22 protein-coding genes are annotated in these 24,123 nt (G+C 45.9%); 12 read left to right on the plus strand and 10 right to left on the minus strand.

The features are described 5' to 3' along the window. The first annotated feature begins 277 nt into the window (after nucleotides 1-277). The gene (locus GF309_04310; protein MBD3157989.1) at nucleotides 278-544 is read left to right on the plus strand and encodes a thioredoxin family protein; all 267 of its coding nucleotides are present in this window, start codon (nucleotides 278-280) and stop codon (nucleotides 542-544) included. A gap of 24 nt (nucleotides 545-568) precedes the next feature. Beyond that, nucleotides 569-1,594 carry a hypothetical protein gene (locus GF309_04315; GenBank protein MBD3157990.1) on the plus strand — a complete coding sequence of 342 codons (1,026 nt, stop codon included), beginning with the start codon at nucleotides 569-571 and terminating at the stop codon, nucleotides 1,592-1,594. A 63-nt stretch (nucleotides 1,595-1,657) separates the two neighbouring features. Here the strand turns inward: GF309_04315 and GF309_04320 are convergent, their stop codons facing one another. From GF309_04320 to GF309_04340, 5 genes are all read right to left on the minus strand, one after another. Further along, a complete protein-coding gene (locus GF309_04320) occupies nucleotides 1,658-2,104 on the minus strand; it encodes a pyridoxamine 5'-phosphate oxidase family protein (protein ID MBD3157991.1) in 447 nt (148 codons plus the stop codon). Between the two features lie 30 nt (nucleotides 2,105-2,134). Next, entirely contained in the window at nucleotides 2,135-3,574 is a 1,440-nt protein-coding gene (locus GF309_04325) for an aspartate ammonia-lyase (GenBank protein ID MBD3157992.1), read from the minus strand. 201 nt (nucleotides 3,575-3,775) lie between these two features. Next, complete coding sequence (gene ggt / locus GF309_04330; GenBank protein MBD3157993.1) at nucleotides 3,776-5,365, minus strand: gamma-glutamyltransferase; 1,590 nt, start codon at nucleotides 5,363-5,365, stop codon at nucleotides 3,776-3,778. A gap of 23 nt (nucleotides 5,366-5,388) precedes the next feature. After that, nucleotides 5,389-6,762: an MBL fold metallo-hydrolase gene (locus tag GF309_04335; GenBank protein MBD3157994.1), complete on the minus strand. Its 1,374-nt coding sequence runs from the start codon at nucleotides 6,760-6,762 to the stop codon at nucleotides 5,389-5,391. A gap of 263 nt (nucleotides 6,763-7,025) precedes the next feature. Continuing rightward, nucleotides 7,026-7,850, minus strand: coding sequence for a hypothetical protein (locus GF309_04340; protein ID MBD3157995.1), 825 nt, complete (start codon nucleotides 7,848-7,850; stop codon nucleotides 7,026-7,028). A gap of 214 nt (nucleotides 7,851-8,064) precedes the next feature. On the opposite strand from GF309_04340, the gene GF309_04345 reads away from it, so the two are divergent. The 4 genes from GF309_04345 to GF309_04360 all read left to right on the plus strand — a co-directional run bounded on the left by GF309_04345 (nucleotide 8,065) and on the right by GF309_04360 (nucleotide 10,837). Further along, nucleotides 8,065-8,646 (plus strand): carbonic anhydrase, encoded by a 582-nt coding sequence (locus GF309_04345; GenBank protein MBD3157996.1) that lies wholly within the window; start codon nucleotides 8,065-8,067, stop codon nucleotides 8,644-8,646. Nucleotides 8,647-8,787: 141 nt separating this feature from the next. After that, a complete protein-coding gene (locus GF309_04350) occupies nucleotides 8,788-9,558 on the plus strand; it encodes a tetratricopeptide repeat protein (GenBank protein MBD3157997.1) in 771 nt (256 codons plus the stop codon). Nucleotides 9,559-9,736: 178 nt separating this feature from the next. Further along, nucleotides 9,737-10,195, plus strand: coding sequence for a hypothetical protein (locus GF309_04355; protein MBD3157998.1), 459 nt, complete (start codon nucleotides 9,737-9,739; stop codon nucleotides 10,193-10,195). 63 nt (nucleotides 10,196-10,258) lie between these two features. Continuing rightward, nucleotides 10,259-10,837, plus strand: a complete 579-nt coding sequence (locus GF309_04360; protein ID MBD3157999.1) for a signal peptidase I — start codon at nucleotides 10,259-10,261, stop codon at nucleotides 10,835-10,837. Nucleotides 10,838-10,839: 2 nt separating this feature from the next. Here GF309_04360 and GF309_04365 read toward each other — a convergent pair whose 3' ends face one another. After that, nucleotides 10,840-12,444 carry a hypothetical protein gene (locus GF309_04365; GenBank protein ID MBD3158000.1) on the minus strand — a complete coding sequence of 535 codons (1,605 nt, stop codon included), beginning with the start codon at nucleotides 12,442-12,444 and terminating at the stop codon, nucleotides 10,840-10,842. Between the two features lie 143 nt (nucleotides 12,445-12,587). On the opposite strand from GF309_04365, the gene GF309_04370 reads away from it, so the two are divergent. Then, nucleotides 12,588-13,883 carry an MFS transporter gene (locus GF309_04370; protein MBD3158001.1) on the plus strand — a complete coding sequence of 432 codons (1,296 nt, stop codon included), beginning with the start codon at nucleotides 12,588-12,590 and terminating at the stop codon, nucleotides 13,881-13,883. Here the strand turns inward: GF309_04370 and GF309_04375 are convergent. From GF309_04375 to GF309_04385, 3 genes are all read right to left on the minus strand, one after another. Next, a complete protein-coding gene (locus tag GF309_04375) occupies nucleotides 13,880-14,131 on the minus strand; it encodes a MoaD/ThiS family protein (protein MBD3158002.1) in 252 nt (83 codons plus the stop codon). The two genes, GF309_04370 and GF309_04375, sit on opposite strands and share 4 nt — an antisense overlap. Nucleotides 14,132-14,145: 14 nt before the next feature. After that, nucleotides 14,146-14,454, minus strand: coding sequence for a hypothetical protein (locus tag GF309_04380; protein ID MBD3158003.1), 309 nt, complete (start codon nucleotides 14,452-14,454; stop codon nucleotides 14,146-14,148). Between the two features lie 87 nt (nucleotides 14,455-14,541). Then, nucleotides 14,542-16,329: an aldehyde ferredoxin oxidoreductase gene (locus GF309_04385; GenBank protein ID MBD3158004.1), complete on the minus strand. Its 1,788-nt coding sequence runs from the start codon at nucleotides 16,327-16,329 to the stop codon at nucleotides 14,542-14,544. A 327-nt stretch (nucleotides 16,330-16,656) separates the two neighbouring features. On the opposite strand from GF309_04385, the gene GF309_04390 reads away from it, so the two are divergent. Beyond that, on the plus strand, nucleotides 16,657-17,823 hold the full coding sequence (locus tag GF309_04390) for a glycine C-acetyltransferase (GenBank protein ID MBD3158005.1): 1,167 nt from the start codon (nucleotides 16,657-16,659) through the stop codon (nucleotides 17,821-17,823). Between the two features lie 287 nt (nucleotides 17,824-18,110). Here GF309_04390 and GF309_04395 read toward each other — a convergent pair whose 3' ends face one another. Next, nucleotides 18,111-18,869, minus strand: a complete 759-nt coding sequence (locus tag GF309_04395; GenBank protein MBD3158006.1) for an adenylyltransferase — start codon at nucleotides 18,867-18,869, stop codon at nucleotides 18,111-18,113. A gap of 122 nt (nucleotides 18,870-18,991) precedes the next feature. On the opposite strand from GF309_04395, the gene GF309_04400 reads away from it, so the two are divergent. The 4 genes from GF309_04400 to GF309_04415 all read left to right on the plus strand — a co-directional run bounded on the left by GF309_04400 (nucleotide 18,992) and on the right by GF309_04415 (nucleotide 24,095). Then, nucleotides 18,992-19,282 (plus strand): hypothetical protein, encoded by a 291-nt coding sequence (locus GF309_04400; GenBank protein ID MBD3158007.1) that lies wholly within the window; start codon nucleotides 18,992-18,994, stop codon nucleotides 19,280-19,282. A gap of 70 nt (nucleotides 19,283-19,352) precedes the next feature. Further along, a complete protein-coding gene (locus GF309_04405) occupies nucleotides 19,353-19,592 on the plus strand; it encodes a hypothetical protein (GenBank protein ID MBD3158008.1) in 240 nt (79 codons plus the stop codon). 151 nt (nucleotides 19,593-19,743) lie between these two features. Next, on the plus strand, nucleotides 19,744-21,978 hold the full coding sequence (locus tag GF309_04410) for a hypothetical protein (protein ID MBD3158009.1): 2,235 nt from the start codon (nucleotides 19,744-19,746) through the stop codon (nucleotides 21,976-21,978). 215 nt (nucleotides 21,979-22,193) lie between these two features. Beyond that, nucleotides 22,194-24,095, plus strand: coding sequence for a VWA domain-containing protein (locus GF309_04415; protein MBD3158010.1), 1,902 nt, complete (start codon nucleotides 22,194-22,196; stop codon nucleotides 24,093-24,095). Nucleotides 24,096-24,123: the final 28 nt, after the last annotated feature.

Here is a 24,123-nt window from a genome sequence, read left to right on the forward strand (position 1 = left end):
GCTGGTCAACATGACAGAGGGCAAGGATCAAGTTACCTATAACCTCGCCCTTGAAGTTATGGAAGATGAGGTTGAGCATGAAGAAGACCTCGAGGCTCTGATGGACGACATCGAAATCATGAAGAAGAAAGCATAGAATAACTGAATTTTGCTCTCTCATTTGTTGAGAGAGCACACCATTTTTTTTTTTGTAGGTTTATCAAGACCAGAGTGCATAGAACTGTATTCTTCGAATAATTTAAATATCGCGATTAATCGATATGAACGCGTGAGAATTATGGTTCGTATCGATATCGAAGTAATTGGATCCAAACCCCCATGCTCCAATTGTGAGAAGCTTTTTGAAAACGCGGAGAATGCAGCTAAGGAATTCGCTAGCTCAGAAATCAGTATTGAAGTATCCCACCGTGATGTTTCGTCGAGGGAAGTTATTCAAGAATATGGAGCGTTGGTCAGTCCAGCTCTAGCAATCAATGGAACAGTCAAAATCATGGGCCGAGTAGCAGAAACCAAAGAAATCCAGAAGTTACTTGAGAAATTCTAAAATCAAGATTTGGGAGAGCTAGGGATGGAAGATTTTGTCAAAAAAGCACGTACTGTTGCACTGCTTGGTTTTGTCTTCGGAGTTCTCGCACTACTTATCTACTCCAGAATTAGAGCGTATTCACTTGCACCAACGCTCCAACCAATCGATCTTCGAGGTTTGCCTTGGTGGCAGATTCCAATAGCCTATCTTTGGGACTATATCAGCCATGCTTGGATATGTCTGCTTTTTGCGTTCACGTTTGCAGGACTCTTTTCGGAGTTTATTCCAAAGCATGTTGTTACCAAATATCTCTCTAGTGGGGGAATCGTGGCCTATGGATTTGCCGCTTTGATTGCGCCATTGTTCACAGTTTGCTCCTGCACGATGATTCCTCTTTTTGCGGGAGTTGTTTATGCGGGAGGCGGTATAGGTCCAGCAATAACCTTCCTACTCATGGCCCCCTCTGCTAACATACTCAGCATTGTTGTGACTGGTGAAATTCTATCTTGGGAACTGGCTGTGGTAAGGATAGTGGCTTCACTCATCAGTGCCGTTGTTATTGGCGTAATTGTATCCAAGCTTCCTTGGAGCAAGAAATTCGAAGAGCAATATACGCCAACAAAAGCTCCTGCGGTTGATATCGAAAAGCGACCATTAGATGAACGACTGATAAGTGCGCTCAAAGTCAGCAAAGACTTGGCCAAGAGAGTGCTTCCTGCATTCGTTGCGGGTCTAATTGCGGTCAGTTATTTTGAGGCATACTTCCCCGAAACAGCTGTCGCGACGTATCTGACGGGGGGACTGGGAGTGGTCATCGCTGCTGTGATTGGCGGTCCGCTTTACACACCAACCCTTGTCGAAATTGTGCTCGGGAAGGCATTGGTGGATCTTGGAATGAGCAAAGGGGCCACTCTGTCGTGGTTGATGGGTCAGCCATACGATGTGCCGAATACGATCTCAGCGGCAAGAATAGTTCCTTGGAAAATCGTCCTTAGCTATGCTATACTCGCACTCATTTTCAGTATCACGTCTGGTATGATATACGGTTTGCTGGTTAACAGCCTCTAGCCCAAACAAAAGGTGATTACTGGTGAATCAATGAATTAGCCCACAGAAAAGTGAGAGACGCTGCTAGGGTTCAACAACATCCACGGATTCAAAATTTGTCACAACATACATCTTCTCAATTACCACCCTCATGATAGCAGTATCTTCCGAATGCACAAATTGCCTGAGTTTCGGGTGACGCTCAGCCAATCGATCCGCGTACACCGATTTGTTGGGTTCCTCGATGTCTTCAGCTGTACCTATTACCGAAACAGAAATAGCTTCAGTGACATCATCAGGCTGGTTCTTGGTATTTTCTATCAGTAAAGCAACTGATGGATTCGCATCCATCTGTTCGTACTTCAAGCGAGCTCGCTTGGTTGCAAAAAGCAAATACCTGAAATCATCAGTTACAAAAAACGACACTAAACAACAATACGGCTTTCCGTCTTTTGAAGTAGCAAGTGCAGCATTCAGTTGTGAGTCGAACAAGCTTTTGAGTCTCTTCTGTGTTTCTTCTGAGATTTCCATCTTTTTTCATCTCCGCATTCGTTCTTACCTTTATGCCCCTTTGCTTGGGGGTTCATCGCCCCTGCTTTCTGGCCGAGTCATTCGTTCAGGATCCAAAAGGAAATCCAGCCACTCTTCATCCATAACACCTTCTTCAAGGGCAATCTCTCGAATGGAATTTCCTGTGTCCAGAACCTTCTTAGCAATTCGGGTGGCTGCCTTATAGCCAATAACTGGATTCAGTGCAGTAACCAAGCCCACACTTTTGTGGACGGCATCTAATCCAGCTGGATTTGGTTCAATGCCCCTGATGCACTTCTCGGCCAATATGGGGATGCAGTTCTTCAGTACCTTGAGTGCTTGAAAGAAATTGTACGCAATCAAGGGTTCAAAAGCGTTCAATTCAAGCTGACCTTCCTGAGCCGCGAATGAAATAACAGTATCATGACCCAGCACCTGAAAGGCGCATTGCATGACCATTTCTGGGATAACAGGATTGACCTTGCCTGGCATGATGGAAGATCCGGGCTGCACACCAGGGAGCCTTATTTCGTGAAAACCGCCGACTGGTCCTGAAGACATCAAGATAATGTCTCCACAAATTTTGCTGAGATTCGTAGCGTTTACTTTGAGAAGGCCTGAAGCGTGGACGAATTCATCGCTGTTCTGTGTGTCATCGATAAGATTTGCTGCCGTAGTGAGCTCGTCCAACCCAGTAACTTCTCGAAGGTACTTCTCAGCCAGTTTGATGTATTTCGGGTCTGCATTGAGAGAGGTCCCAATCGCGGTCGCCCCAATATTGTGCGTTTTCAACACATCCATGGCGGACCCAATCCTCAGCAAATCCCTCTTCAGGGCTGCAGACCAAGCTGAAAACTCCTGACCCAACATGATTGGTACTGCGTCCTGCATTTCCGTGCGGCCCAGTTTCAGCACGTCTCTGAATTCCTCTGCTTTCCTATCTAGTGCAACAATGAGGTCTCGGAGACCATCTGAAAGCTCTCTGAATCCGTAAATCATGGCAATCTTGATAGCTGTAGGATAAACATCGTTGGTGCTCTGCGACATGTTAGCATGATCATTGGCTGAAACGGGCTCCATGGAATTTCGGGTATAGCCGAGTATCTCATTCGCTCGAGATGCAAGTACCTCATTCATATTCATGTTCGTGCTTGTTCCAGCACCCCCCTGTAGCATATCAACAGTGAACTCGTCAATCATCTGCCCTTCGATTATCTCATCACAGGCTTGAAAAATTGCATGGGCATATTCTGGTTTTAGATGTCCAAGTTCCTTATTGGCTTGTGCACAGGCCTTTTTCACCATAGCGAGAGATTGGACAAGAGTCGGATAGTTTGCAAGCGGTACCCTTGACACGCCAAAATTCTCTTGAGCGCGAAGGGTTTGCACTCCCCAGTAGACTTCGGCTGGTACCTTCCGTTCTCCAATAAGATCGCTCTCAACTCGGTAATCCTGCTCTTCATTCGTCAATTCGGTCACACAGCTTAGGCGCACTCTTACTCAATCCGTGTTATGTCTTTTGCCAGTTATGTCAAGCAGCTGACTTGCGAGCAATTAGCTTATGGTAACTCTGTAATAAACTGATGATGAGTGTCCGTATTTTTTTCCCGAGGTAGTTGGAATAATGAATTCTTGGAGTAGGTTCAATCCCAATTTCAAGGCCCATTCAAATTAGAATCCGGCAGCTTGTCCGTCTTTTCGGAAATCAGAACCTGCTATCCAAGCATTCTCTAAACGGAAGATGGCTTGCCCGCCTCCAAACCCAGCCATTGTCTCGTGCGCAATCTCATGACCTCTCTTCCTTAATTCACCTTGCGCTTGGGGGGGAATGCCATTTTCAAAAGCTACTGTGTTGGAATCCTGATCATGATGAAATCGCGGGTGATCCAACGCTTCTTGCGGCGATATTTCGTAGTCCAAAACATTGCTCACAAATTGAGCGTGGGCTTGCGCCTGATGTGGACCGCCCATGATTCCAAATACCCCCAGTAAGTCATCGTCCATATAAGCTGCTCCAGGGATAATCGTGTGAAACGGTCGCTTCCCGGGTTCATAGCAATTTGGATGGTCAGGATCGAGGGAAAACAGCCTACCTCTATTCTGCAGTTTGATACCCCACTCTGGAACCACAAGCCCGCTACCGAATCCCATATACAAGCTATTGATGAAAGAAACCGCTCGGCCCTCTTGGTCAGCAGTTGCCAGATATATTGTATCGGTTCCCAGGTCAACACCCGAATCAGGTACCTCCATCGCAGAATCCAAATTGATGCGTTTTGACCGCTCAGGAGCGTATTCTTTAGAGAGCAATTGCGCTAGGGGTACCTGATAGAAGTCAGGATCCGCATTGTGCTGATACAGGTCAGCGTAAGCCAACTTCTTCGCTTCAATCATGATGTGATATCTGTCAGCAGAAAGATGGCCAAGGTCAGAGATATCGAACTCTTCCATCATATTCAACATTTCAAGAGCCGCAAAACCTTGTCCATTTGGCGCATGTTCGAAAATATCAACGCCTCGGTAGGATGTGGAAATCGGTGAAGTCTCATCTGTCTCATGAGCAGCTAGGTCTTCTTTGGTCAAGAAGCCCCCGTGTTCTTGTACCGTTTTAACGATGCTTTCTGCAATCTCGCCCGAATAGAAAGCTGTAACCCCGTTTTTAGCTACTTCTCTGAAGGTCTTAGCCAATCCAGGATTGCTCATCTTCTCACCTGGTTTTGGTGCTCTGCCATCGATAGTGAAAACCTCTGATGCGGTTTCGTTTTGCAGTACCGGTAAAAGTAAATTCCAAACTTCAGCTATAACCGGAGATACTGGAAAGCCATTCTCAGCGTAGTGAATGGCTGGGGCTAAGACTTTATCTAAGTCCAGCTCACCATACTGCTCGACAAGGTACTCCCAAAGGTGCATTGCTCCAGGAACGGTTACAGGTCCCCCGCCCCGCTTTGGAATGTGATTCCATCCGCGGTTCTGTAGCTCATCAAGACTAACTAGTGAACCTGCTCGTCCTGATCCATTGAATGCCAGAGGTTCTGATGCTCCAGGCTGATGAAGGAGAGCAAAAGCATCGCCACCGCAACCGGTTGAGAAAGGCTCAACAACATCAAGGGTGGCTGCTGCAGCTATTGCTGCATCTACTGCATTCCCTCCTTGTCGGAGCATCTTCAAGCCAGCCTGCGTAGCCAGTGGCTGGGATGAAGCGACAACGCCTTGATTTGCAATAACATCAGATCTGCCTGTGGGCCTACGCCAGAAGACCATAGCTATTCCCCAATCATCATGGACTAAGCCAGTTCATAACCATGGTTTTCCCAAGCGTGTGTCCCGCCTAGAGGAACAGCCACATCTTCGAAACCTTCTCGCTTCAGAATGCTTGCTCCTATTGTACTCCTGAAACCGGACGGGCACACCGAGATGGTCTTCTTGTTCGGGTCTAAATCCCCGATGTGGTCACGGATTTCCGTAAGAGGTGTGAGCCTGCTGCCAGGAATGAGATTGCCATGGACCTCATGCTCTTCTCGTACATCAATAATCTGTAGCCCATTAGCATCGATCCATTGTTTCAATTTTGAAGAGGTCGGACTACTGACACTTGCAACTGGTCTTCCGCTATGTTCCCAGCCCATCAAACCACCACTAAGCGCACCAACGAAGCCGTCGTAGCCAAGGCGAACCATGTAGTTCCATGCAGTTTCCAGCTGTGAGGAATCTTCAACCACGACTAGGTAGTTATCTTCGTAATCGGCTACCCAGCCCAGGAAGATGCCCATCATCTGTAAGCCCATGAAAATCGAATCCGGAATATGCTTGCTGACAAAGGAGCTTGGTGTGCGAGTGTCAAGAACCACGTGGTCATCCTGGTGCATCAGTTCCGCGAATTTCCTCATCCCAAGAAGGCGTGGACGTTGGACCTCGGATAACAACGGCGGTCCTTCAAGATTGTACACCTCACAGCGCGTGAAGTAGTCAGGTATCATCAGATTCGAATTTAGCCTGCCTTCCACGAATTCCTCCTCGTCCTTGTTCAGCCACGGATTATTCATCCGCTCATAACCGATTGTTGTAACCGGGCGAGCTGCCATATCTGCACCACAAACAGAACCAGCTCCATGCGCCGGATATACGATAGTAGAATCAGGGAGCTCGAGCACTTTGTCATGCAAACTGTGATACAGCTTTCGTGATTGCTCCTCGTGCTTCTTGATATCGACCAAATCTGTTCTTCCCACATCATTCACAAAGAGCGTATCACCTGTGAAAACAGCAACCGGATCATCACCAGTCGATGTGTCCGTTACTGCATAGCAGACACTATCATTTGTGTGGCCCGGGGTGTAAATGCACTCGACCTCCAAGTCCCCAACCTCAAATTTCTCGCCGTCTCCAACATTATGCTCTCCATACTTGAAGGGAGCTCCATGTTTGCTGTGAATGATCTCGAGCGACGGAACCAGATTCTGAAGTTCCAATGAGCCTATGATTAGGTCCTCATTTCTGTGGCTTTCTAATACGTATTTGATATCGACGTTCCTCTCTAGTGCCATTTCTTCGTAAATCTGCGCATCCCTTCGCGGATCAATAACGATAGCTTCGTTCTTAGATTCAACAAAATAAGAAAGAGCAGCCAAACCCTTTGATACAATAGTTGTGACGTCCATCCCTTAAACCTCTCTCGAATGTAGATAGCAATGGACCTAGATTAATGTTTCACAACGGAATAAAGCAGCAGATACGACAACGGATTCGGCGGAGTTTCAATCTTCTTGCCTGTTACTGAATCGCAGTAAGGACGATTGATTGAAGGTGAAATCCCCCCTCCAGATACGAACAGCCATGGCAAATGGCATGTCCGAGTACACCGAAGTTATTGCCAGCTATTCTAGCCTATTACATAAGCCCCACAGGGGGAATAACGCTGACCTCAGAATGGTGCGAATATGCCAGCGAAGACAATCCATGCAAGCAGTGTCTTTGCAACCAGACTCAAGATGATATACATTCGCTCACCATAGAGATAGTCCTTCCACGGCCCCACCTTCTTGTACTGAAGCAGCATGTTCAGTGCAAAGATATTGAATGCAATGAAGTACATTACGATAATGATGTATACAAATGTCGGAGGCTCCGTTTCTGCAGCCTGTATTGCGCTATAGAAGTATCCGAATAGCACCACCCACGGCGTGAAGCCTGACACACACCCAAGCAAGAATGGACTCCATTTGGTTTCCTCGGTGTATTGATTGAGAATCTCCTGAAGATAGCCGAACCCGACCATCATGGCATTGAGCACCACAATCATCATCAGCGACCAGAAGTCCCAAATCCCAAGCAGAAAGGTAATCAGGAAAATCATCACAGAGCTTGATACTGAGTATTCGTACCAACGATATGGATTCATGCCCTTTTCGAGATTGGCTACATACCTATCAAAGAGAGGATAGGAGATCAAGAAGTGAGCCAAAGAGGACATCAACGGAAATGATGCCAAAATCACACCAATATTCGTCAGCGTGAATAGCACCTCAGGTGTTGGTATGACTTGGAACTCGAATGGGTCATAGCTGATTATCTCAAAATCAAGATATATTGTGTAGACATCCTGCGACCATTCCAAAGTAAGCCCCAAGAAGAGCATCAAAGCACCAGTTATCAGATGAAGAACTCCGGCACCGATATTGAATTTCTTAAGATAAGAAAACGAAATCGACGAGCTGGAAGCACCTTCTGTTACATGTGCAGAATTCATAATAATCGTTAATTAATGGCGGTTTTGATGTATTAGCGTTTTCGAATCTCATGCAGTAACATCACAAAACCATGTGGAGGAGTGTGGAGAAGGCGGCGGCATAAGAAATGTAGGTAAGGAGGTATATTTATTACATTTGTTACAGATATTTTTAAAAGTATTAATATCAACTATGGCTCAGCTGTATTTGAAGAACCAGAAAGATGTGATTTGAATGGTAACGATAGATGAAGCCCTAGAAAGACTGAGAAATGGAAACAAGAGATTCATTGAAGGAGATTTGGAATGTAATATTGGAGAAGAGAGAAGACTTGAGCTTAAAGGAGGGCAATCTCCTTTTGCTACAATTCTAGGATGTTCTGATAGCCGTGTACCAATCGAGCTAATATTTGATCAGGGACTGGGAGAGTTGTTTATCATTCGAACTGCTGGAAACATCATTGATGATATTGCTCTAGGCAGCTTGGAATATGGTGGCGCACACTGCAATACTCCAGTTCTGATGGTTTTGGGTCATCAAGATTGTGGGGCGGTTGGAGCTGCTGCCAAAGGCGACCCATTGCAAGGAAGCATGCAAAAAATTGCCGATAATATCCAACCGGTCTTAGACTCGGTAGACCACGACTTGCCATTTGATGAGCTAGTTGATCAAGCGGTGCGAAAGAACATTGAACGTGTAATTGAAGATATCAAGAACCAAAGCCCATTACTTCAGGGACTCGCAGAAACTGGCAAAATGAAATTTGTGGGTGCATACTACAGCTTTGACACTGGTGAGGTTGAGTTCTTCCTTTAATCAGCAGTCTAAGGGAACAGATAGTAGTTCGGAGTAGACGGGCGCAACCCGTCTATCTTTTTCAATTTTTTCTATTATTTAGCAATACCACACCAAAAGCGAAATTAACAGATTTTCATATGTAATCTTGGAGCATAGACTGTGTCTGAAAACCGAGAAAGAGACCTTGATGAAGTTTCCGCGCTTTCACGTACAGACAATGCAGGCGTCTTCTATCGAATGGGCACCTTGCTTGCGCTATCAGGTGACCATCGTGGTGCTGCTGATGTCTACAGGAAAGCATTGGACATTGATCCTCACTTCTCCGATGCGCGCTATGCGCTGGGCTTAGCTCTTGCATATCTCGGGAATCACGAAGGTGCAGCAAACAATTTTGAGAAAGTTATTAGGTTGAAATCAGATTTCTCTGATGCATGGAATGCTCTTGGCACAGCGTATGCACACTTAGGTCATTACCAAGATGCGCTTGAGAAGTTAGAACAGGCAATTCGATTACAGCCGGACTATTCTGGCGCATGGCGCAATCTTGGTTGGGTATTGCTGAATCTGCAAAGAGATAAGCTAGCCACAGATAAGCTCAAAACTGCAGTTAAACTGAATCCGCACGATGCCACAGCATGGACGTTGCTCGGGGTCGGGTTGGAACGGCTAGGGCAGTACGAAGAAGCCTCTGAAATGTTCCAGAAAGCTATCGAACATGATCCGGAATCTACAGAAGCATGGTTTTCTTTGGGAGTCGTCCTTCTCAGAACCAGAGAGTATGATGGGGCAGTTGATAAATTCAAGAAGATGCTTTCCATTGACCAGGAGCAGGGCTGTGAACTCCTTCTTGATTTGACATTGGATCTTTCCGTGAATATGCCGGACCGGGTCAGACAATTTATACATGAGGAGTACGATAAACAATTCTGATAATTTACGGATGATAGTTATCACTATTCATTCTCGATTACCTCAGTCCCCCTCTGAGTCTTGGATTAGCAAATCGATGACAGCGAGATGCGTACCAAGAAATCCTTGCTTAGACAAACTGCCAGATGAGAGGATTATTTAGGTCTCCAAGAAATAAGTGTCATATATGGTGTTCTTGATGAGTGGCCAAGATGAATCGCTCTATGATAGAGGAGTGGTAGTACGAGCTTCATTAGAGGAGCTTAGACAGGCAGTCGAAAAGGCCCTGCTGGAGTTTGACGAAGAGCTGGAGGAATCAGGCGAAGAAATAGATGGTGAAATAGACATCGGAGAAACGATTCTTTTCAAAGAAGATTTTAAAATAGGGCCTTTCGTAATTGCCGCAACCTTGGTCGATGATAATATGTGGCACCTCATCAGCACCTCGCAAATTTCTCCACAGACATTCCCAACAACCAGAGACGCTGTTAAAATCGCAGAGGCTGAGAGGAAGAAACTCAGGATAATCGTGAACTATCTAGAAGATACTGAAGGCGAAGATAATGTGTATGAGCCCTGCGAATGGAATAGTTGCCTTTCTCGCGACGGTAAAGCACTCAGGATTGTTGATAAAGCTGCTAGGCGCTGGAGAAGGTAGCTAGTTCCAAGAGGTAGCCTTAATTAGAAGCAGCCTTGTATCGACCTAGGAGAGGCTGTATTCATGGAAAAGGTGCGAACAGCACTCAAATGGGACCAGCGTTCAGAATTGGTCAAGACGCTTTTTCTTCTAGCGGTAGTAGTCATTGCTACTTTTGGCGGGTACGGTATATTCATGCTCTCAATGGGTACAACATCTCCGCTTGTGGTAGTCACAAGCGAATCTATGGAGCCAGCTCTTTATCCCGGCGATCTGTTGATTCTCCAAGGTCGACCAGCGGAGGATATTGCAGTTGGGGATATTATCGTCTATGAAGACGATTGGCATGGCAGTGCTCCTATAGTGCATCGCGTTGTTTCAATCGAAGTCGAGAACGGGAATTACTATTATTTCACGCAGGGTGATAACAACGCAATAATAGACCCGGGAAACAGGACATATGATGAAGTAGTTGGCGTAATGATTCTGCGGATTCCAGCTGTAGGCCACCTAAGTCTGTTTCTCAGAACGCCTCTTGGAATCGCTACGACAGCAGTGATTTTTGTGCTGATTCTGGTGGTACCTGAGTTTGCTTGCCATGAGGAGGAGGAGACCGCTCATGGGACTCCCAATGGAGGGACAGAATCATCCAAAACTGATTAGGTTTACACCGATTTCACCATTTCGCCAAATATATCGGCTTCCTCTGAAGTAAGTACTCTCCCTTTTGTGGATTCAACCAGTTGAGTTGCCGTTTTCTCCGTGAACCTCAGCGTCGTCAGCGTGTCATCAAGTTCTTCACGCATGGCTTCAAACTTGGCGCCACCAGTCTCCTTTGGTACTGCGACTATGCCATAATCCGCTTCGTCGGTCTCAATAATCTCTTTCACTCTTTTGACAGAGTAGTACCCAGCCACTCCACCGCTCCGATTCCAATCCTTAACATTTGCCACATCAATGCAGATTTTCTTTGATTGCCCATTTTTGTTTACCTTCACGATTGCGGTTGCCTCCCGTGATGTACCACCTTTAGCCATATGCAGCTGAACTTGGCCACCAATCTCCTCTGCAGCTAGTTTCAAAGCTTCCACAATGGCATTGATGACAACAGATGCTGTGAGCTTGATGATGTAGTCCGCCTGTGGCTCAGGTTCTTCCTCGATATCGAACAGAATAGAGTCAAGTCGCGGAATGATGAACTTAATTGCCTCTCTCGGAACACCTTCGGAGTGCTTGAAGGCATCATCTATATCACCTTCACTCAACGGAAATAGCAGGCTCGGCGGTGGGTCAATATTCTTCTCATTCCAGTACTGTTGCATCGTCTTCTCGACAAAACAAGTCAAATCATCTTCACTGAAGGGCCGAAGGCTAACAGGTTCTTCCATGCGAGATTGCATTGGAGCATCCGCTATCTCATAAATTCGGTTCCATACATCGGTTAAGCAAGAAGCCACCATAACAACGTTCTTGCCCTCATTGTAGATTCGTTTGAGGATTTCCAGGAATCGCCTTTCAGCCTCCTCGCCATGAGTATTGTAGAGGCCCTCCGTTTCGTCAATGAAAAAGACCACGGTACGTTCGGAACCTTCCATGAGCAGGTTCAATGTGGCTACAGTAACATCATCCTCTTCGAGCACTGTGCGCACACCAAGCTGCTCTAGTTCGGCATCACTAACAGCATCACCAAACAACCATCGCCTTGCCAAGTCACGATAATCAGGATCGAGCCTGTACCTCATCAACGCTTTAACGACGTCAGCTGAAATTCCGGGATAACGAGCCAACAAACGCTCCATAGCATAGTTGAAATCATACTGTTCATGCGTGACTCCTTTGACACCGCCAAATTTCGATATGAGCATATCAACTGTTTCTTCAAAGATTTGCTCACCTGCTTCGTCTACTAGGCAAGCATGCAAATGAAGAGGAATCCTAACAGGAGCAGGAGGAGACGGAACATAAACCGCGAGGAATTCTTTTCCTGAGAAGATGCTCTCTTTATCCTTGAGCACCCAATATAGATGTGTCTTGCCCATACCAGCGTCTCCAAGAATGGGCTGGAACCTAGCAGTCTTGTCGTTCATCGTAAATCGAATACAACGGAAGATTGCTCGATCGGCTTGTTTGTGTGGGCCTGAGATATCTACTGGATCTGGCGTATCTCCACGTGACACATAACGCTTCATAGGTGGATCGTCACGCAATATCTCCATGTACATTTCATCGTCAAAATCTTGATTTTCGGTTTCCGATTCATTAGGCGGCAATGTGCATCTCTCCCCATCGCACAGGTCATGCGAGGAAACATGTCATATCAATGCTTGTGATACTCTGGGTTGAGAACGCAGGTAGACAAGCATTTATGAGAAGGTACCAACGGACCCTGTTATAGTTGTCGAGAGGTTGTTGCATGTTAGACAGCGAAACGGATGAAGATTTCGTTGATACCCGAACAAGCAAAGTAGCTCGTTTCGCCCTTTTGTCAGCAATTTCTAGACTCGGACGTTCTTTTAGGGGCATCGCCCTACCTCTCTTCGTCGTGTTTAGTGGATTCGAAGAAGCCTTCTATGGTATCATAGTAGCGGCCGCAGGTTACGCGTCAGCATTATTCCTGTTTCCTGCCGGACACCTTAGTGATAAGAAAGGTCGAGGTGTTTCCATCTTACTTGGTGGAATCATTAGCGGAACTACATTGTTTCTGTTGCCATTTTTCAGCAGTAGAAACATAATCCTCATTCTCTACGGCATCACCGGGATAGGCTCCGGATTCATGAGAACATCGGTGAGTACACTCCTAGCAGACTACACGGAGCGAGGTGAAGAGCGTACCCAATCATACGGTTATACTACGGCTATCGGGATATTGACGGGAATGGTTGGTGCATTCCTCGCAGGTTTGATTCTGGACACCCAATTTTTCACTTGGATTGACGCTGAAATAGTCAGATACATCGTTGTATTCACAATAATGGGCACTTTCAGATTTGCCACAGGCATAACCGGTTTTATGACAGAGCGATGGTTGCAAAATCACGAAGAAATAGAGATTTGTGAACCTACGGAACTGGAGGATCCCTTGCCCGATTCGGCTGAAAATGATGCCAAAACCGCGACTTTGTTTGGAATCGGGCGTATTATGATGGGGTTCAGCAGCGGCTTGGTTGTGCCATATCTCATTCTATGGATAGATACAGCATTCACTCCTGCCCCTTCACTCTTAGGTATCATCAAGTCACTATCTAGCTTAACCCTAGCGACAGGAACTCTGGCCGTGGGCCTTAGTAGTGAGAAAGTAGGCAAGCTGAAGATGATAACGTTGCTCTATATCCTCGCACCAATTCTCATGTTTGGAATGGTAAACTCACCTATTCTTATTTTATCTGCTGTTTTCTATATTTCCAGAATGGCAGTAGCAAATATGGCCAGGCCAGCCAGGAGTTCTCTTCTTATGGAGCAGTTATCGGCACAAAGGCGTGGAAAAAGTGTCGCAGTTACTAGCATCATGTGGACTTTTCCGCGTCAGACAGGGACCCTCATAGCAGCTCTCATCATGGGGCTTTTCGGAGGTATTGTCACCTTCGGTAGGCTGTTTTTCCCCATTGCACTCGTACTGTATCCGATATCTGTGATTCCTGCATATATTGCGGTTCGCAGAAATGAGCGACTACGCCGGACACATCAAATTGAAAGCGAAGATGTTACCTAACTGCTGTCGCCGCCCCCCACTGGCGGAAAAATAACAACCAGGTCGCTGTCCTTCAATTGGCGATCCAAGTCTTTTGTCTGATCTCCGTTAACCATGATGATGCGCGTTTTTTCTTCGGAGAAACCTATCGTATGAATTAGCTTTCGGATAGTTCCATTCTCAAGCTCCACCGAGAAAGCTTCGCCTATTTTAGTTCCCTCCGGTGCATATTGGCTAAGAGTGGCGTAGAGCTTAACACGTACTTCCATGAATATACACCCCGCTAGTAGTAGTCAACATCAACATCGCTCTGTGTGTAGCCATGGCCTTTGAGATGTTGACCGCCACACAGCAATCGCATGTTGAATGGAAAAAGGCCTATTCGTGCATCATCTGGAATCTCTTCAGATGGCTTGACCAAATTGCCATTTAGAAAACAGTCTCCTACGTCATCTTTTTCCAAGCCCAATCGATTCAAGAGATTTGCAAAGGTTTCTCCCTCTTCATGCTCTAGTTCGAGTATTGTATTCTCGTTGGCTCGAGCATTATCAACGAGACACCTAAGCCTTCCGTAGAGGTGTACACGAATCATTGTAACAATATCCCATTGTGGTCAAATAAGCCATAAGGTACAAACAAAAGAAAAGATGTGGGGGATTGCATCCCCCATTGCATTGAACTATTTGTGTACTGCGTCTAGTTCCTCATCAGGCACATCGAAGGTCACATTATGCGGCGGTAGCTCTTCATCATAGAAGAATTCAGGCAGCCTATCATCCTCTTTCGTGAAACCTGCCTTCTTGTTGAATTCGCGCTCAATCTCCAGTACATGCATGCCATAGTCAGTTACGTCGACTTCAGTTCCAAGGAAGCCATTAACAGTCTCGGTCATGCCAGCAAAGCCATCGTCATCATCAAGGATGGCGAAAGCGATGAATACACAGTAGCCACTGCTGTCAATGTACGCCGTCGTTGCCTGGAATGTGCGTGATAGGTCGGCTTTCTCAATCTCGCGAGGATCAGTGACTTCGCCTTTGATGCCAAGAATCTCAGCTGCAATTGTATAACCTGAAGTGTGGTCGGCTCCCATTGTTGAGGTTGCGTAGGTCACTCCAATTCCGCGAATGGCTCTCGGATCGTATGCAGGGAGTGACTGGCCTTTGACAACCGGGATTCTCTCAACACCCAAAGCCTCGCCTGCCACCTTTGCGCCGGAACAGATGAGGGCACCTTCCGCTGAGTCCGGGTCGTACGCTTGCTTCAGCAGTTCTATGGCTGCTTCACCATCGCCGAAGTCAATCTTCCCTGCTTCCATGAACATCGCAATCGCATTGGCCGTCTCAATTGTGTCAAGACCCAGGTCATTGCACAGCCTGTTGAGCTCAGCCACATGCTCAAGGTTGTCGATTTCTAGATTGCTTCCAAGCCCCCAGGCGCTTTCGTACTCAAGCGGAGATACAATTGCCTTACCAGTTTCACTTGAGGGGACTACATTGGAGCAAGCCATTATGCATCCAGGGTGACAAGGATGGCCATACTTGCCTTCCGCTTCATCGCCGAATTTCTCGTTCGTTTCGTCTACGAGTTCATGAACCGCTTCCCCAGAAACCTTAGCAGCACCGTCCCATTGACCTTTAGCAAAATTCCTGACCGGTAATCCTCCAGCCTCATTGATGATGTTCTGCAGCACGTTGGTGCCATAGTTCTTCAAACCACCGTAGGGCTGTCCGTCTTCATCCTTCAGTCTGCCAGTAACGGGATGATCATTGAGAGCCGTAGCAAGCTTCCCCCTGCCCTCCCTGAAGACATCCTCGTCTTCAGGTTCAGGGCTGTTACAGCCGGAATCATCACTAATTACCGCGATAACTCGTTTCGAGCCAAGGACAGCACCCAGACCACCGCGTCCAGCGTATCTTCCGGGGTCACTGTTCTCGATATTATTTCCGAAAATCCCCGAGTTGAGATGCTCACGCTGACCTGCTACTCCACAGCCAATAATGCCGGGTCTATTATCGTAGTCATTCCAGATTTTGTCGATGAGGTCATAGAGACCCATTCCTGCATAATCGTTGGTCTCCTTGATTTCCACCTTATCTTTTGAAATGAAAATGGAGTACCAGTTATCATCATCTTCCGGCGGCCTTCCTTCAATGATAATGCCACGTATTCCAAGCTTACCCAATCTCGTTGCGGTAAGTCCTCCGGCATTCGCCTCTTTGATTCCGCCAGTCAAGGGAGACTTGGCACCGACACTTAGCCTTCCTGATGAAGGAGCTGGGGTACCAGCCAAAAGACCTGGCGAGATGACGAATTTGTTGTTCTTCCGGAGAGGATGACATGTTGGATCAACCTCTTCAGCAACAACAGTCGAAGTGAAAGCCCGTCCTGCAAGGGTCTTCCACTCTTCCGGGAGATCTTCCCACTCATGAGATTGGTCTGTCATATTGATTCTAAGGATCTTACTCATGGTTCTTCAAACTCCTAGCCTACCATAATCATGCATAGGAGGTCTTAAAAACGATATGCAATGTTTGTTCATATCGATATGCTTGAATGTGCATAACGATAATACTGAAAGCTGAAAGATTGGAAGATACAATGACTAATTTTGTAGTTTGGAGGATTCAGGCAGGAATGTTCTATCGGTATTGTACATCATGTCGAGCTTCAGCAAAACCGAAACCATAAATATGGCACATCTTGTGAGCCGCATGTCAATCACAAGACCATTTGATAGTCTAAGACAAAGGCGGTAAGAGCTATGGTAGATAGACCAGAAAACCCAACGTTATGGATGAAACAAGAATATGAGAATCTGAAGAAGCAGGATCTGGATTGGAAGCTAAGAGAACTCCAAGGTCCCAGTTCACCGCAGGCTAAGGTAGATGGTAGAGAAGTAATCATGCTCTGTAGCAATAACTATCTGAATCTCACCAATCATCCCAAGCTGATTAAGGCTGCAAAAGAAGCTGCCGACGAATATGGTGCTGGTTCTGGTTCTGTTCGAGCGATTGCAGGAACGATGGACCTACACATGGAGCTTGAAAAGCGACTTGCTAATTTCAAGGGAGCGGAAGCATCACTCACCTATAGCGCAGGATTTACTGCAAATGAGGGGCTTATTCCCCAACTGATTGGGAAAGAGGATGCTATTGTTTCAGATGAGCTGAATCACGGAAGCATCATCGACGGTATCAGGCTCACCAAGGCAACCCGTTACATCTACAAACACGCCGATATGGCAGATTTGGAGAGGGTGCTTAAGGAAGTAGAAAAGGACAACCCACGCAGAATTCTAATCATAACAGATGGCGTCTTTTCCATGGATGGAGACATCGCACCACTTGATGAAATCGTTGAGCTAGGAAAAGAGCACAACGCAATGATTTACGTTGATGACGCTCATGGAGAAGCTGTACTCGGTGAAGGTGGTAGAGGAATCGTTTCACACTTCGATTTAACCCATGATGAAGTGCACTTCGAGATGGGTACATTTAGCAAAGCGTTCGGTGTTATGGGCGGTCATGTTTCAGGAAGCCAGCACATGGTAAATTATGCATACAACACGAGCCGATCCTGGTTGTTGAGTGCATCACACACACCGGCTACTACTGCGTCATGTATTGCGGCCATTGATGTCCTTGAAACCGAAGAGGAGCACGTTGAGCGACTGTGGGACAATCGCGAGTACTTCATTGAAGGTCTGCAAGACATGGGCTTTGACACTGGAAACAGCCAGACTCCAATAGTGCCAGCTATGTGCGGCAAGAGTTCGAAAGCAGTTAAGCTCAGCGATGGTCTGTACGAAGAAGGCATTCTTGCACTGCCGATTGTCTATCCCATGGTGGCAAAGGATAAGGCCAGAATCCGAAATATGATGAACTCGGGTCTATCCAAGGAGCAGCTGGATACAGCACTCGAAGCCTACGAGAAGATTGGTAAGGAACTAAACATAATTTAGAACAACTGTACTTGGTGGTCAAGAGCAAGTTCTTGGCCACCTATCCTTCTTTTTCACCGAGTCGGTACTGATTGCCAGCAAAATGGGTGTAAATCTCAATCATGAATGCTCTTTCATATTCAAGCAAGGAACTATTGACATCGGTTTAGTTTTTCAATTGATAATCATAGTGGCAGTTGTCTTACCTAGTGTCGCCTAGAGCATGACTCGTAGTTCTTTTCTCATACCATCTTCTATTGATTGTCAATAACGAACTTGATGCCCAACCAGATTCTGAAGGTTCGATTCTATGATTCCCACAAATGGGAACACACAGGACAATCATTCCTATGCCTCACTTGCGTGGACCTGTAGTCCATTCGTTCACCATCGAACAGCAACATCCTTCCTTCAAGTATTTCCCCAAAACCAACGATGATCTTCAGGGTCTCCATAACCTGCAGCATCGCAAACAGACCAGATGTTGCTCCAACAACGGAGAAAGTCGCCATTTCCTCTGGATCTTCAGGCAGTATGCATCGGAGACAAGGTCCCTTTCCCGGGATTATGGTAGTGATTTGCCCGGTAAGCCCTTGAATGCCGGCATGAACAAATGGGATTTCTTGATTGACGCATTCCTGATTGAGTAGGAACCGAGTAGTCCAGTTGTCCATGGCATCAACCACCACAGTAGAGTCGTTGACAATGTCATTCACATTGTCTTCGGTAATTTCCGTTTTCAGTGCATCTGCTTGGACATGCGGATTCAGCTGGAGAAGCTTCTCGGCCACGGTTTTCGCCTTGGGTTGACCAATGTCTTGCTGCCAAGCCAGAATCTGCCGATTCAGATTGCTGAGCTCAAACTCATCTTTGTCAACTAGGATAATTTTCCCAACACCCGCTGCAGTCAAGTACAGAGCCACGGGGCATCCAAGGCCTCCCATTCCGGCTATCAGGACTGTCGAACCATTTAGCTTCTCCTGCCCTTTCTGTCCCCAATCATCAATTATGATTTGCCGATTGTATCTCGTTAGTTCGGACTCCGACAGCAACGATTCGGATTCCATATTCACAACACCCTTCTGTTCATTCATGTCTCTGAGGAATATAGGCCTTATCCCAAGAACATCGGCACAGTCAAAACGTTGAAAACGGTTTGGATCATAATACCAGATGTCAAGGTGAACCAATGAGCATCGACATTAATTACTTCGGGATTCTAGCTTCGAAAATGTTAACGACCAAAGATTCAGTTGAAATGTCCAGTGGAGTCAGAATCAGAGATGTCTTTTGTCATCTCATTGAAAAGCACAGTGAGGTCTTCAAAACATACGTTTTCAATCCCGAGGGGGAGAAGATGAATGGAGATGTCTTGGTAAACGTCAATGATGTCCCAATTCTCCAGAAACAGGGAATAGATACCATTTTGAATGACGGGGACCAGATTGATATCCTCCCCCTGTTCGCGGGTGGCGGGTAGAACTCTATCCCACCTTCTCAGTGATTTCGACAGCCGAAACCTTATCACAATAAGAGCACAAGTATCCAATATGAATAGTATTGAACGGAATACGACCTTCGATGACGTTCTAGCTGAAGCAGCCGAATCAGCAGCAAGAGTACGGATTTACGGGCGTAGCATGGCCATCATTGCTGAAGGTCTTGTGGCATTCGTAGGCAATAATGTAGTGGGTATAAAGCATAAGAAGAAAGAATCAGCGACAGAGTTTATTCGAAAGGACCACATTATCAAAATTCAGATGCTTGGCGAACAGGAAGTCCTCTGTTAGTGAATGAATTTTCTATTTGATGGAGATCGAAGCGTCCAGCTTGTCAAAGCTGGTAGCGGTGTCACGTACTTCCTTTGATTGCAAGTAGCCAATAACAAAAACAATTTTCAAGTAGAGACCAGAATTCTGATAGCGTAGAGAGCGATGTTACTTGACTAGAGAGAAGAATCTGGCAAGCATAGGTGTCATTGCTCTAGCTATCATCGGTATCTTCTATGCAACTCAATTGATATGGGCATTTCCTCAGACGGCTGTAGCATATTATGCGATACTCGCATTTACTTCTGCTTCAGGCCTCTCAGCGATTCTGTTGCGAATCCGAGAAAGAGTCTCTTTGTTCAGTTGCATAATGGGACTCCTCTTCCTGTACTGTGGGCTACGATATTTTTCCGTCGCGGTCATTGCATTAGTGCATCCACAAACACCTCTACAGATGTTCTCTTCAATGAGAGTAGCCCATGAAATGATGGATTTCCAAATCATTGGATTTTTGACCTTGACCGCGGTACTCGTCGAGATTACTGACTTTGATATCAAGAGAAGAAAAATTGTTTTCGGGATTGGCGGCTGTCTAACAGCGATTTTGCTTTTCGTAGGGCATTTCTTTATCATTCATTCAGACATCGGCACTGAATTCACTACACGGCTATCCTCTTCTATTGGAGGCGGGGCGTTTCTTTTTCTTCTTCTATCCGTAGCGCTATCAATATTCTATCGGGATAGAATGTCACATGTGAATGTATTCCGTTTTGCAACTGGGTGCATCATTCTTTCCGGGGGCGTGGCTTCCTTGTTCTTTGTCGATCTTGCCTCAAACCAATTCTGGCCATTATCCCTAACAATGCAGGTAATAGGACTCTTCCTGCTATATGTATCGATTGCCCTTCGATGGTTCAGTCAACAAGGACTCTCGGTGAAAGAAGCATATGCAAACGCAGGCGGACCAGTAATTTTTGTATTTGCACCTTTTGCAGTAGTTTTGCTCATTGAAAGCATGTTTGGTAATATTCACATTATTGACGTAGGTGCGTATCTCCTTGCCCATATTGCTGCCACCTCACTGTCCGCAGTACTGGCATATCTCATCAAAATATACTCGGATTCCGAACCGAGCCCTGAACAACCGCCCCTTCTATTCCTTTTTGGATCATGGACAGTAGTTAACGCTGCAGAGGTCATTCTTACACTTGTAACGGGTTTTTCATGGGGTGAATCAGTAGTGCCCTATATCGTAGGAAGTTTCTTGACAACGGTTCTGCTGGTTTACCTCGCTTTAGAACTCCAAAAGAAAACGAGTAAGAAGCCCATAGAGTCTTCTCGCTGGCTAGCTCTAGGCCTGTTAGGAACAGCTGCCTTTGTAATTCTTGGAGAAGCTATTCAGTGGATTATCCATACACAGAATCCGAGTCTTCGTCACAGCCCCATTGGGCGTACTGTGCTTCTAGGATTCAACCTTGCTAATATGGCTCAATTTGTATACATTTTCTCTCTCCTTGCAGCAAGGCAACGAAAGCATACTCCAGTTGAAGTAGTAGCTACTCGGCTTCTTGCATTGTGGATTGTACCCAATGTGCTGAAGGGTGTCTTTCTTGATTGGAGTATTGGTTGGTGGGTAGCTGAGCTGTTCATGGCAACAGGATTAACTGTGGGTCTTGCCCTAATCGGCTTGCAATATGTAAATGCCATGTCGAAAGCCCGAGCATCTGATCGAAGAGCAAGCCTTTTCGCTGACGTGCTGATGCATGACGTAAGCAACTATCATCAAGCTATGAGAGTTAGTTTAGAACTCGCTTTACTTGATGAAGTTGATGAAGATACCAGAAAGGAACGAATAACAACTGCTATGGAGGCACTCCACGAATCGGAACGTCTAGTGTCAAATCTGCGCAAACTATTATCCGTTGAACGTAAAAAGAATAATCTTGAGCCAATCAATCTGAAGCAGAGTCTAGAGAGAGCCTACGAAATTGCTTATTCCTCAACAGCTCGAAAACCGACAATAGAAATTCCCCAAGACAAAGAGAATTGTTACGTTTTAGCAAACGATCTTCTTGTTGACGCATTTTCCAACATCTTTCTGTACTGCATAGAGTATTCAGAAAAACGACCAATAATCGAAGCGGAAATGCACTTCAAAGAAGGAGACAAGGCGGACTATTGGATTGTTGAAATTGTGGATTATGGAAAGGGTATCAAACCAAGTAGGCGGGAGATCATTTTCAATAGGATTACCCGAGGAACAAAAGGTGCCGCTCTAGAGCTCTCACTGGCAAATGCTCTTGTTAACTCGTTCGGAGGAGAAATAAGCATCCGTAATCGTGTTGCCAATAACTATGAGAAAGGTTCACGGCTTATAGTAGAACTTCAAGCTGCCTATCCCGAGTGAAGAACACCAGATTGTCACAATCAGAATCCATCCGACCACCAGGTACGATTGTTTTTCATTGTACGAAAATAAGAACAAGCCGTTCAAGAATTAGATTGATAATTCTTTGTGTGAATAAATAATTGAAATTACGGTTACTAATTCCCGCTTGAACATATTGATGTGTAGAAACACACACAGGAACAACTTTACCCACAAAAAGGAGATAGTATGGTATGAAGGTAGGAAAGTTTCGCAGTCTAGCGTTGATTATCGTAATTCTTGTGGGCGCTCATTCACTACTTGCCATTAACCATGTTCAAGCTCAGAAAGACATTTTCGCGCCAGACTCAGTAGGCATTCAGGGAGAGATAGTTGATAATTATGTGAACATCACCTATAGAATGATCTTTGACAATACTGCTTCCAGCGAAGCACGACAAGCAAGCTGGTTCTTCGGGTTCCAAGAAGGGATCAGGCTAAGCAATATCTCAGTTGAAATGAATAACCTCACATTCTGGGGCCACATAATGGAAGAACAGCAAGCTGAGGAAACGTATAATGAAAGCGTCGAAGCAAACGCAACAGCTGCAATCGTTATTCGAAAATCCGGCGGCTATGAAATAAAAATCAACGTTGAGAACAACACAGAGGCGATTCTTCAAGTCTTCGCTGAAGGGTTACTCACTCGTGATTTGGGCATCTATGAAATGACTTTGCCCATAGCAGTTGAAGCCGCATTGCAAGCAGAGTTTGACATGATGATTGATATTCGATCGACCTGTGAAACCATCAAGGGTTATTCTGTTACAGGCATAGAAGATTTTCAGGCTACCGACTTAGGAGATGGGGTACAACTCTCATATTCAGCTGAAGACTTTTTGGTACCCTCCAACCTTGCAATAGAATATGCACTCGAAACAGGAGCTGGTTGTACAGAGCTCCTCACGCATAATAACCGCACTGACAATTTCTTTGTCTATAAGCTAGCGCCAACCATAGAAGAAGTCGAAGAACAAGCCCCTCGAGAGTACGTATTTGTTCTTGATGTCTCAGGTTCAATGTCAGGGCCAAAGATTGAACAGGCGAAGGTTGCATTTAGTTCGATGGTAGAGGATTTGGGCGAAAATGACATCTTCAATCTGGTTAAGTTCAATGAAGAAGTGGCTTTGCTCTGGGAGGAACCGCACTCCGCTTCGTCGCTCAACGTAGAGACAGCCCAAGGGTGGGTTAGTTCAATCACAGCAGAAGGCTCAACCAACTTCCACGGAGCTTGTCTGGAAGGTTTGGACACCTTCACCAGTGGAGATTACGTTAAGGTAATGCTCGTACTGTCAGATGGATTGCCAACCGCTGGAGAATTACAGCTACCAGAGGAAATCATTCCCGCAGTCTGCGAAGCTAACAGCAAAAGAGTCTCCATCTCAACTGTCGCCTTTGGTTCTGATGCGGATGAAGATTTGCTGGCAAGTATCGCGGCCAAGAATCATGGGTATTTTGCTTTCATCCAACCTGGCGATGACGCATCGACAGAGTTGATGGATTTCTACAAGAAGATGGCAGTACCCTTAGCGACCAGCTTCAATATCACAATCAGTGGTGCCTCCGAAATCATGGCATTGCAGAGCCTCGATAACACCCCGTTTTTCAACGGCAGTGAGATTGTTATTGCGGGACGCTACTCCGAATCTATTCAGATTGCAACATCCATCCAGTATGTCACAGGGAATGAGACTTACAATGATCAAGCCTCAACAGCAACCAAGGATAATAGTCATATTGAGAAAATCTGGGCCTTGCAGAGGATAGATTTCCTAAAGCTGCTTATACTGCAGCAGGGCGAAACCGAATCCCTTCGAAGACAGATCATATCTCTCGGATTTCAGTATGGCATTGTAATCGAAGACTATACCGGTCTTGTGCTTACTTCGTTGGAACCACAGTATGCTGATTCAAGCGAGTACCGTGAAATCACGTACACTGGTCCTGCGGCCCCTCAATCAACAGCTCCAAATGGAGGAATCTTTGGGATAGCTCCTCTGGATTCTGGAGCGTGGTTGGCTATTGCTGTTCTAGGTGTAGTGCTGACACTAGGGATTGCTCTTGTCATAGGCACATGGGTAAGAAGGCCCAAGTGAGTTTCACTCCGTTAAGGATATCCGATTA

The organism is Candidatus Lokiarchaeota archaeon (genome assembly GCA_014730275.1).
In the GTDB taxonomy this organism is placed as follows: domain Archaea; phylum Asgardarchaeota; class Thorarchaeia; order Thorarchaeales; family Thorarchaeaceae; genus WJIL01.

Coding starts and splice junctions, on each gene's coding strand:
- GF309_04390 (MBD3158005.1), top strand. CDS start 16,657: ATGAAACAAGAATATGAGAATCTGAAGAAGCAGGATCTGGATTGGAAG.
- GF309_04320 (MBD3157991.1), bottom strand. CDS start 2,104: ATGGAAATCTCAGAAGAAACACAGAAGAGACTCAAAAGCTTGTTCGAC.
- GF309_04370 (MBD3158001.1), top strand. CDS start 12,588: ATGTTAGACAGCGAAACGGATGAAGATTTCGTTGATACCCGAACAAGC.
- GF309_04310 (MBD3157989.1), top strand. CDS start 278: ATGGTTCGTATCGATATCGAAGTAATTGGATCCAAACCCCCATGCTCC.
- GF309_04315 (MBD3157990.1), top strand. CDS start 569: ATGGAAGATTTTGTCAAAAAAGCACGTACTGTTGCACTGCTTGGTTTT.
- GF309_04400 (MBD3158007.1), top strand. CDS start 18,992: ATGAGCATCGACATTAATTACTTCGGGATTCTAGCTTCGAAAATGTTA.
- GF309_04355 (MBD3157998.1), top strand. CDS start 9,737: ATGAGTGGCCAAGATGAATCGCTCTATGATAGAGGAGTGGTAGTACGA.
- GF309_04415 (MBD3158010.1), top strand. CDS start 22,194: ATGAAGGTAGGAAAGTTTCGCAGTCTAGCGTTGATTATCGTAATTCTT.
- GF309_04360 (MBD3157999.1), top strand. CDS start 10,259: ATGGAAAAGGTGCGAACAGCACTCAAATGGGACCAGCGTTCAGAATTG.
- GF309_04395 (MBD3158006.1), bottom strand. CDS start 18,869: ATGGAATCCGAATCGTTGCTGTCGGAGTCCGAACTAACGAGATACAAT.
- GF309_04375 (MBD3158002.1), bottom strand. CDS start 14,131: ATGGAAGTACGTGTTAAGCTCTACGCCACTCTTAGCCAATATGCACCG.
- GF309_04405 (MBD3158008.1), top strand. CDS start 19,353: ATGAATAGTATTGAACGGAATACGACCTTCGATGACGTTCTAGCTGAA.
- ggt (MBD3157993.1), bottom strand. CDS start 5,365: ATGGTCTTCTGGCGTAGGCCCACAGGCAGATCTGATGTTATTGCAAAT.
- GF309_04340 (MBD3157995.1), bottom strand. CDS start 7,850: ATGAATTCTGCACATGTAACAGAAGGTGCTTCCAGCTCGTCGATTTCG.
- GF309_04345 (MBD3157996.1), top strand. CDS start 8,065: ATGGTAACGATAGATGAAGCCCTAGAAAGACTGAGAAATGGAAACAAG.
- GF309_04380 (MBD3158003.1), bottom strand. CDS start 14,454: ATGATTCGTGTACACCTCTACGGAAGGCTTAGGTGTCTCGTTGATAAT.
- GF309_04385 (MBD3158004.1), bottom strand. CDS start 16,329: ATGAGTAAGATCCTTAGAATCAATATGACAGACCAATCTCATGAGTGG.
- GF309_04335 (MBD3157994.1), bottom strand. CDS start 6,762: ATGGACGTCACAACTATTGTATCAAAGGGTTTGGCTGCTCTTTCTTAT.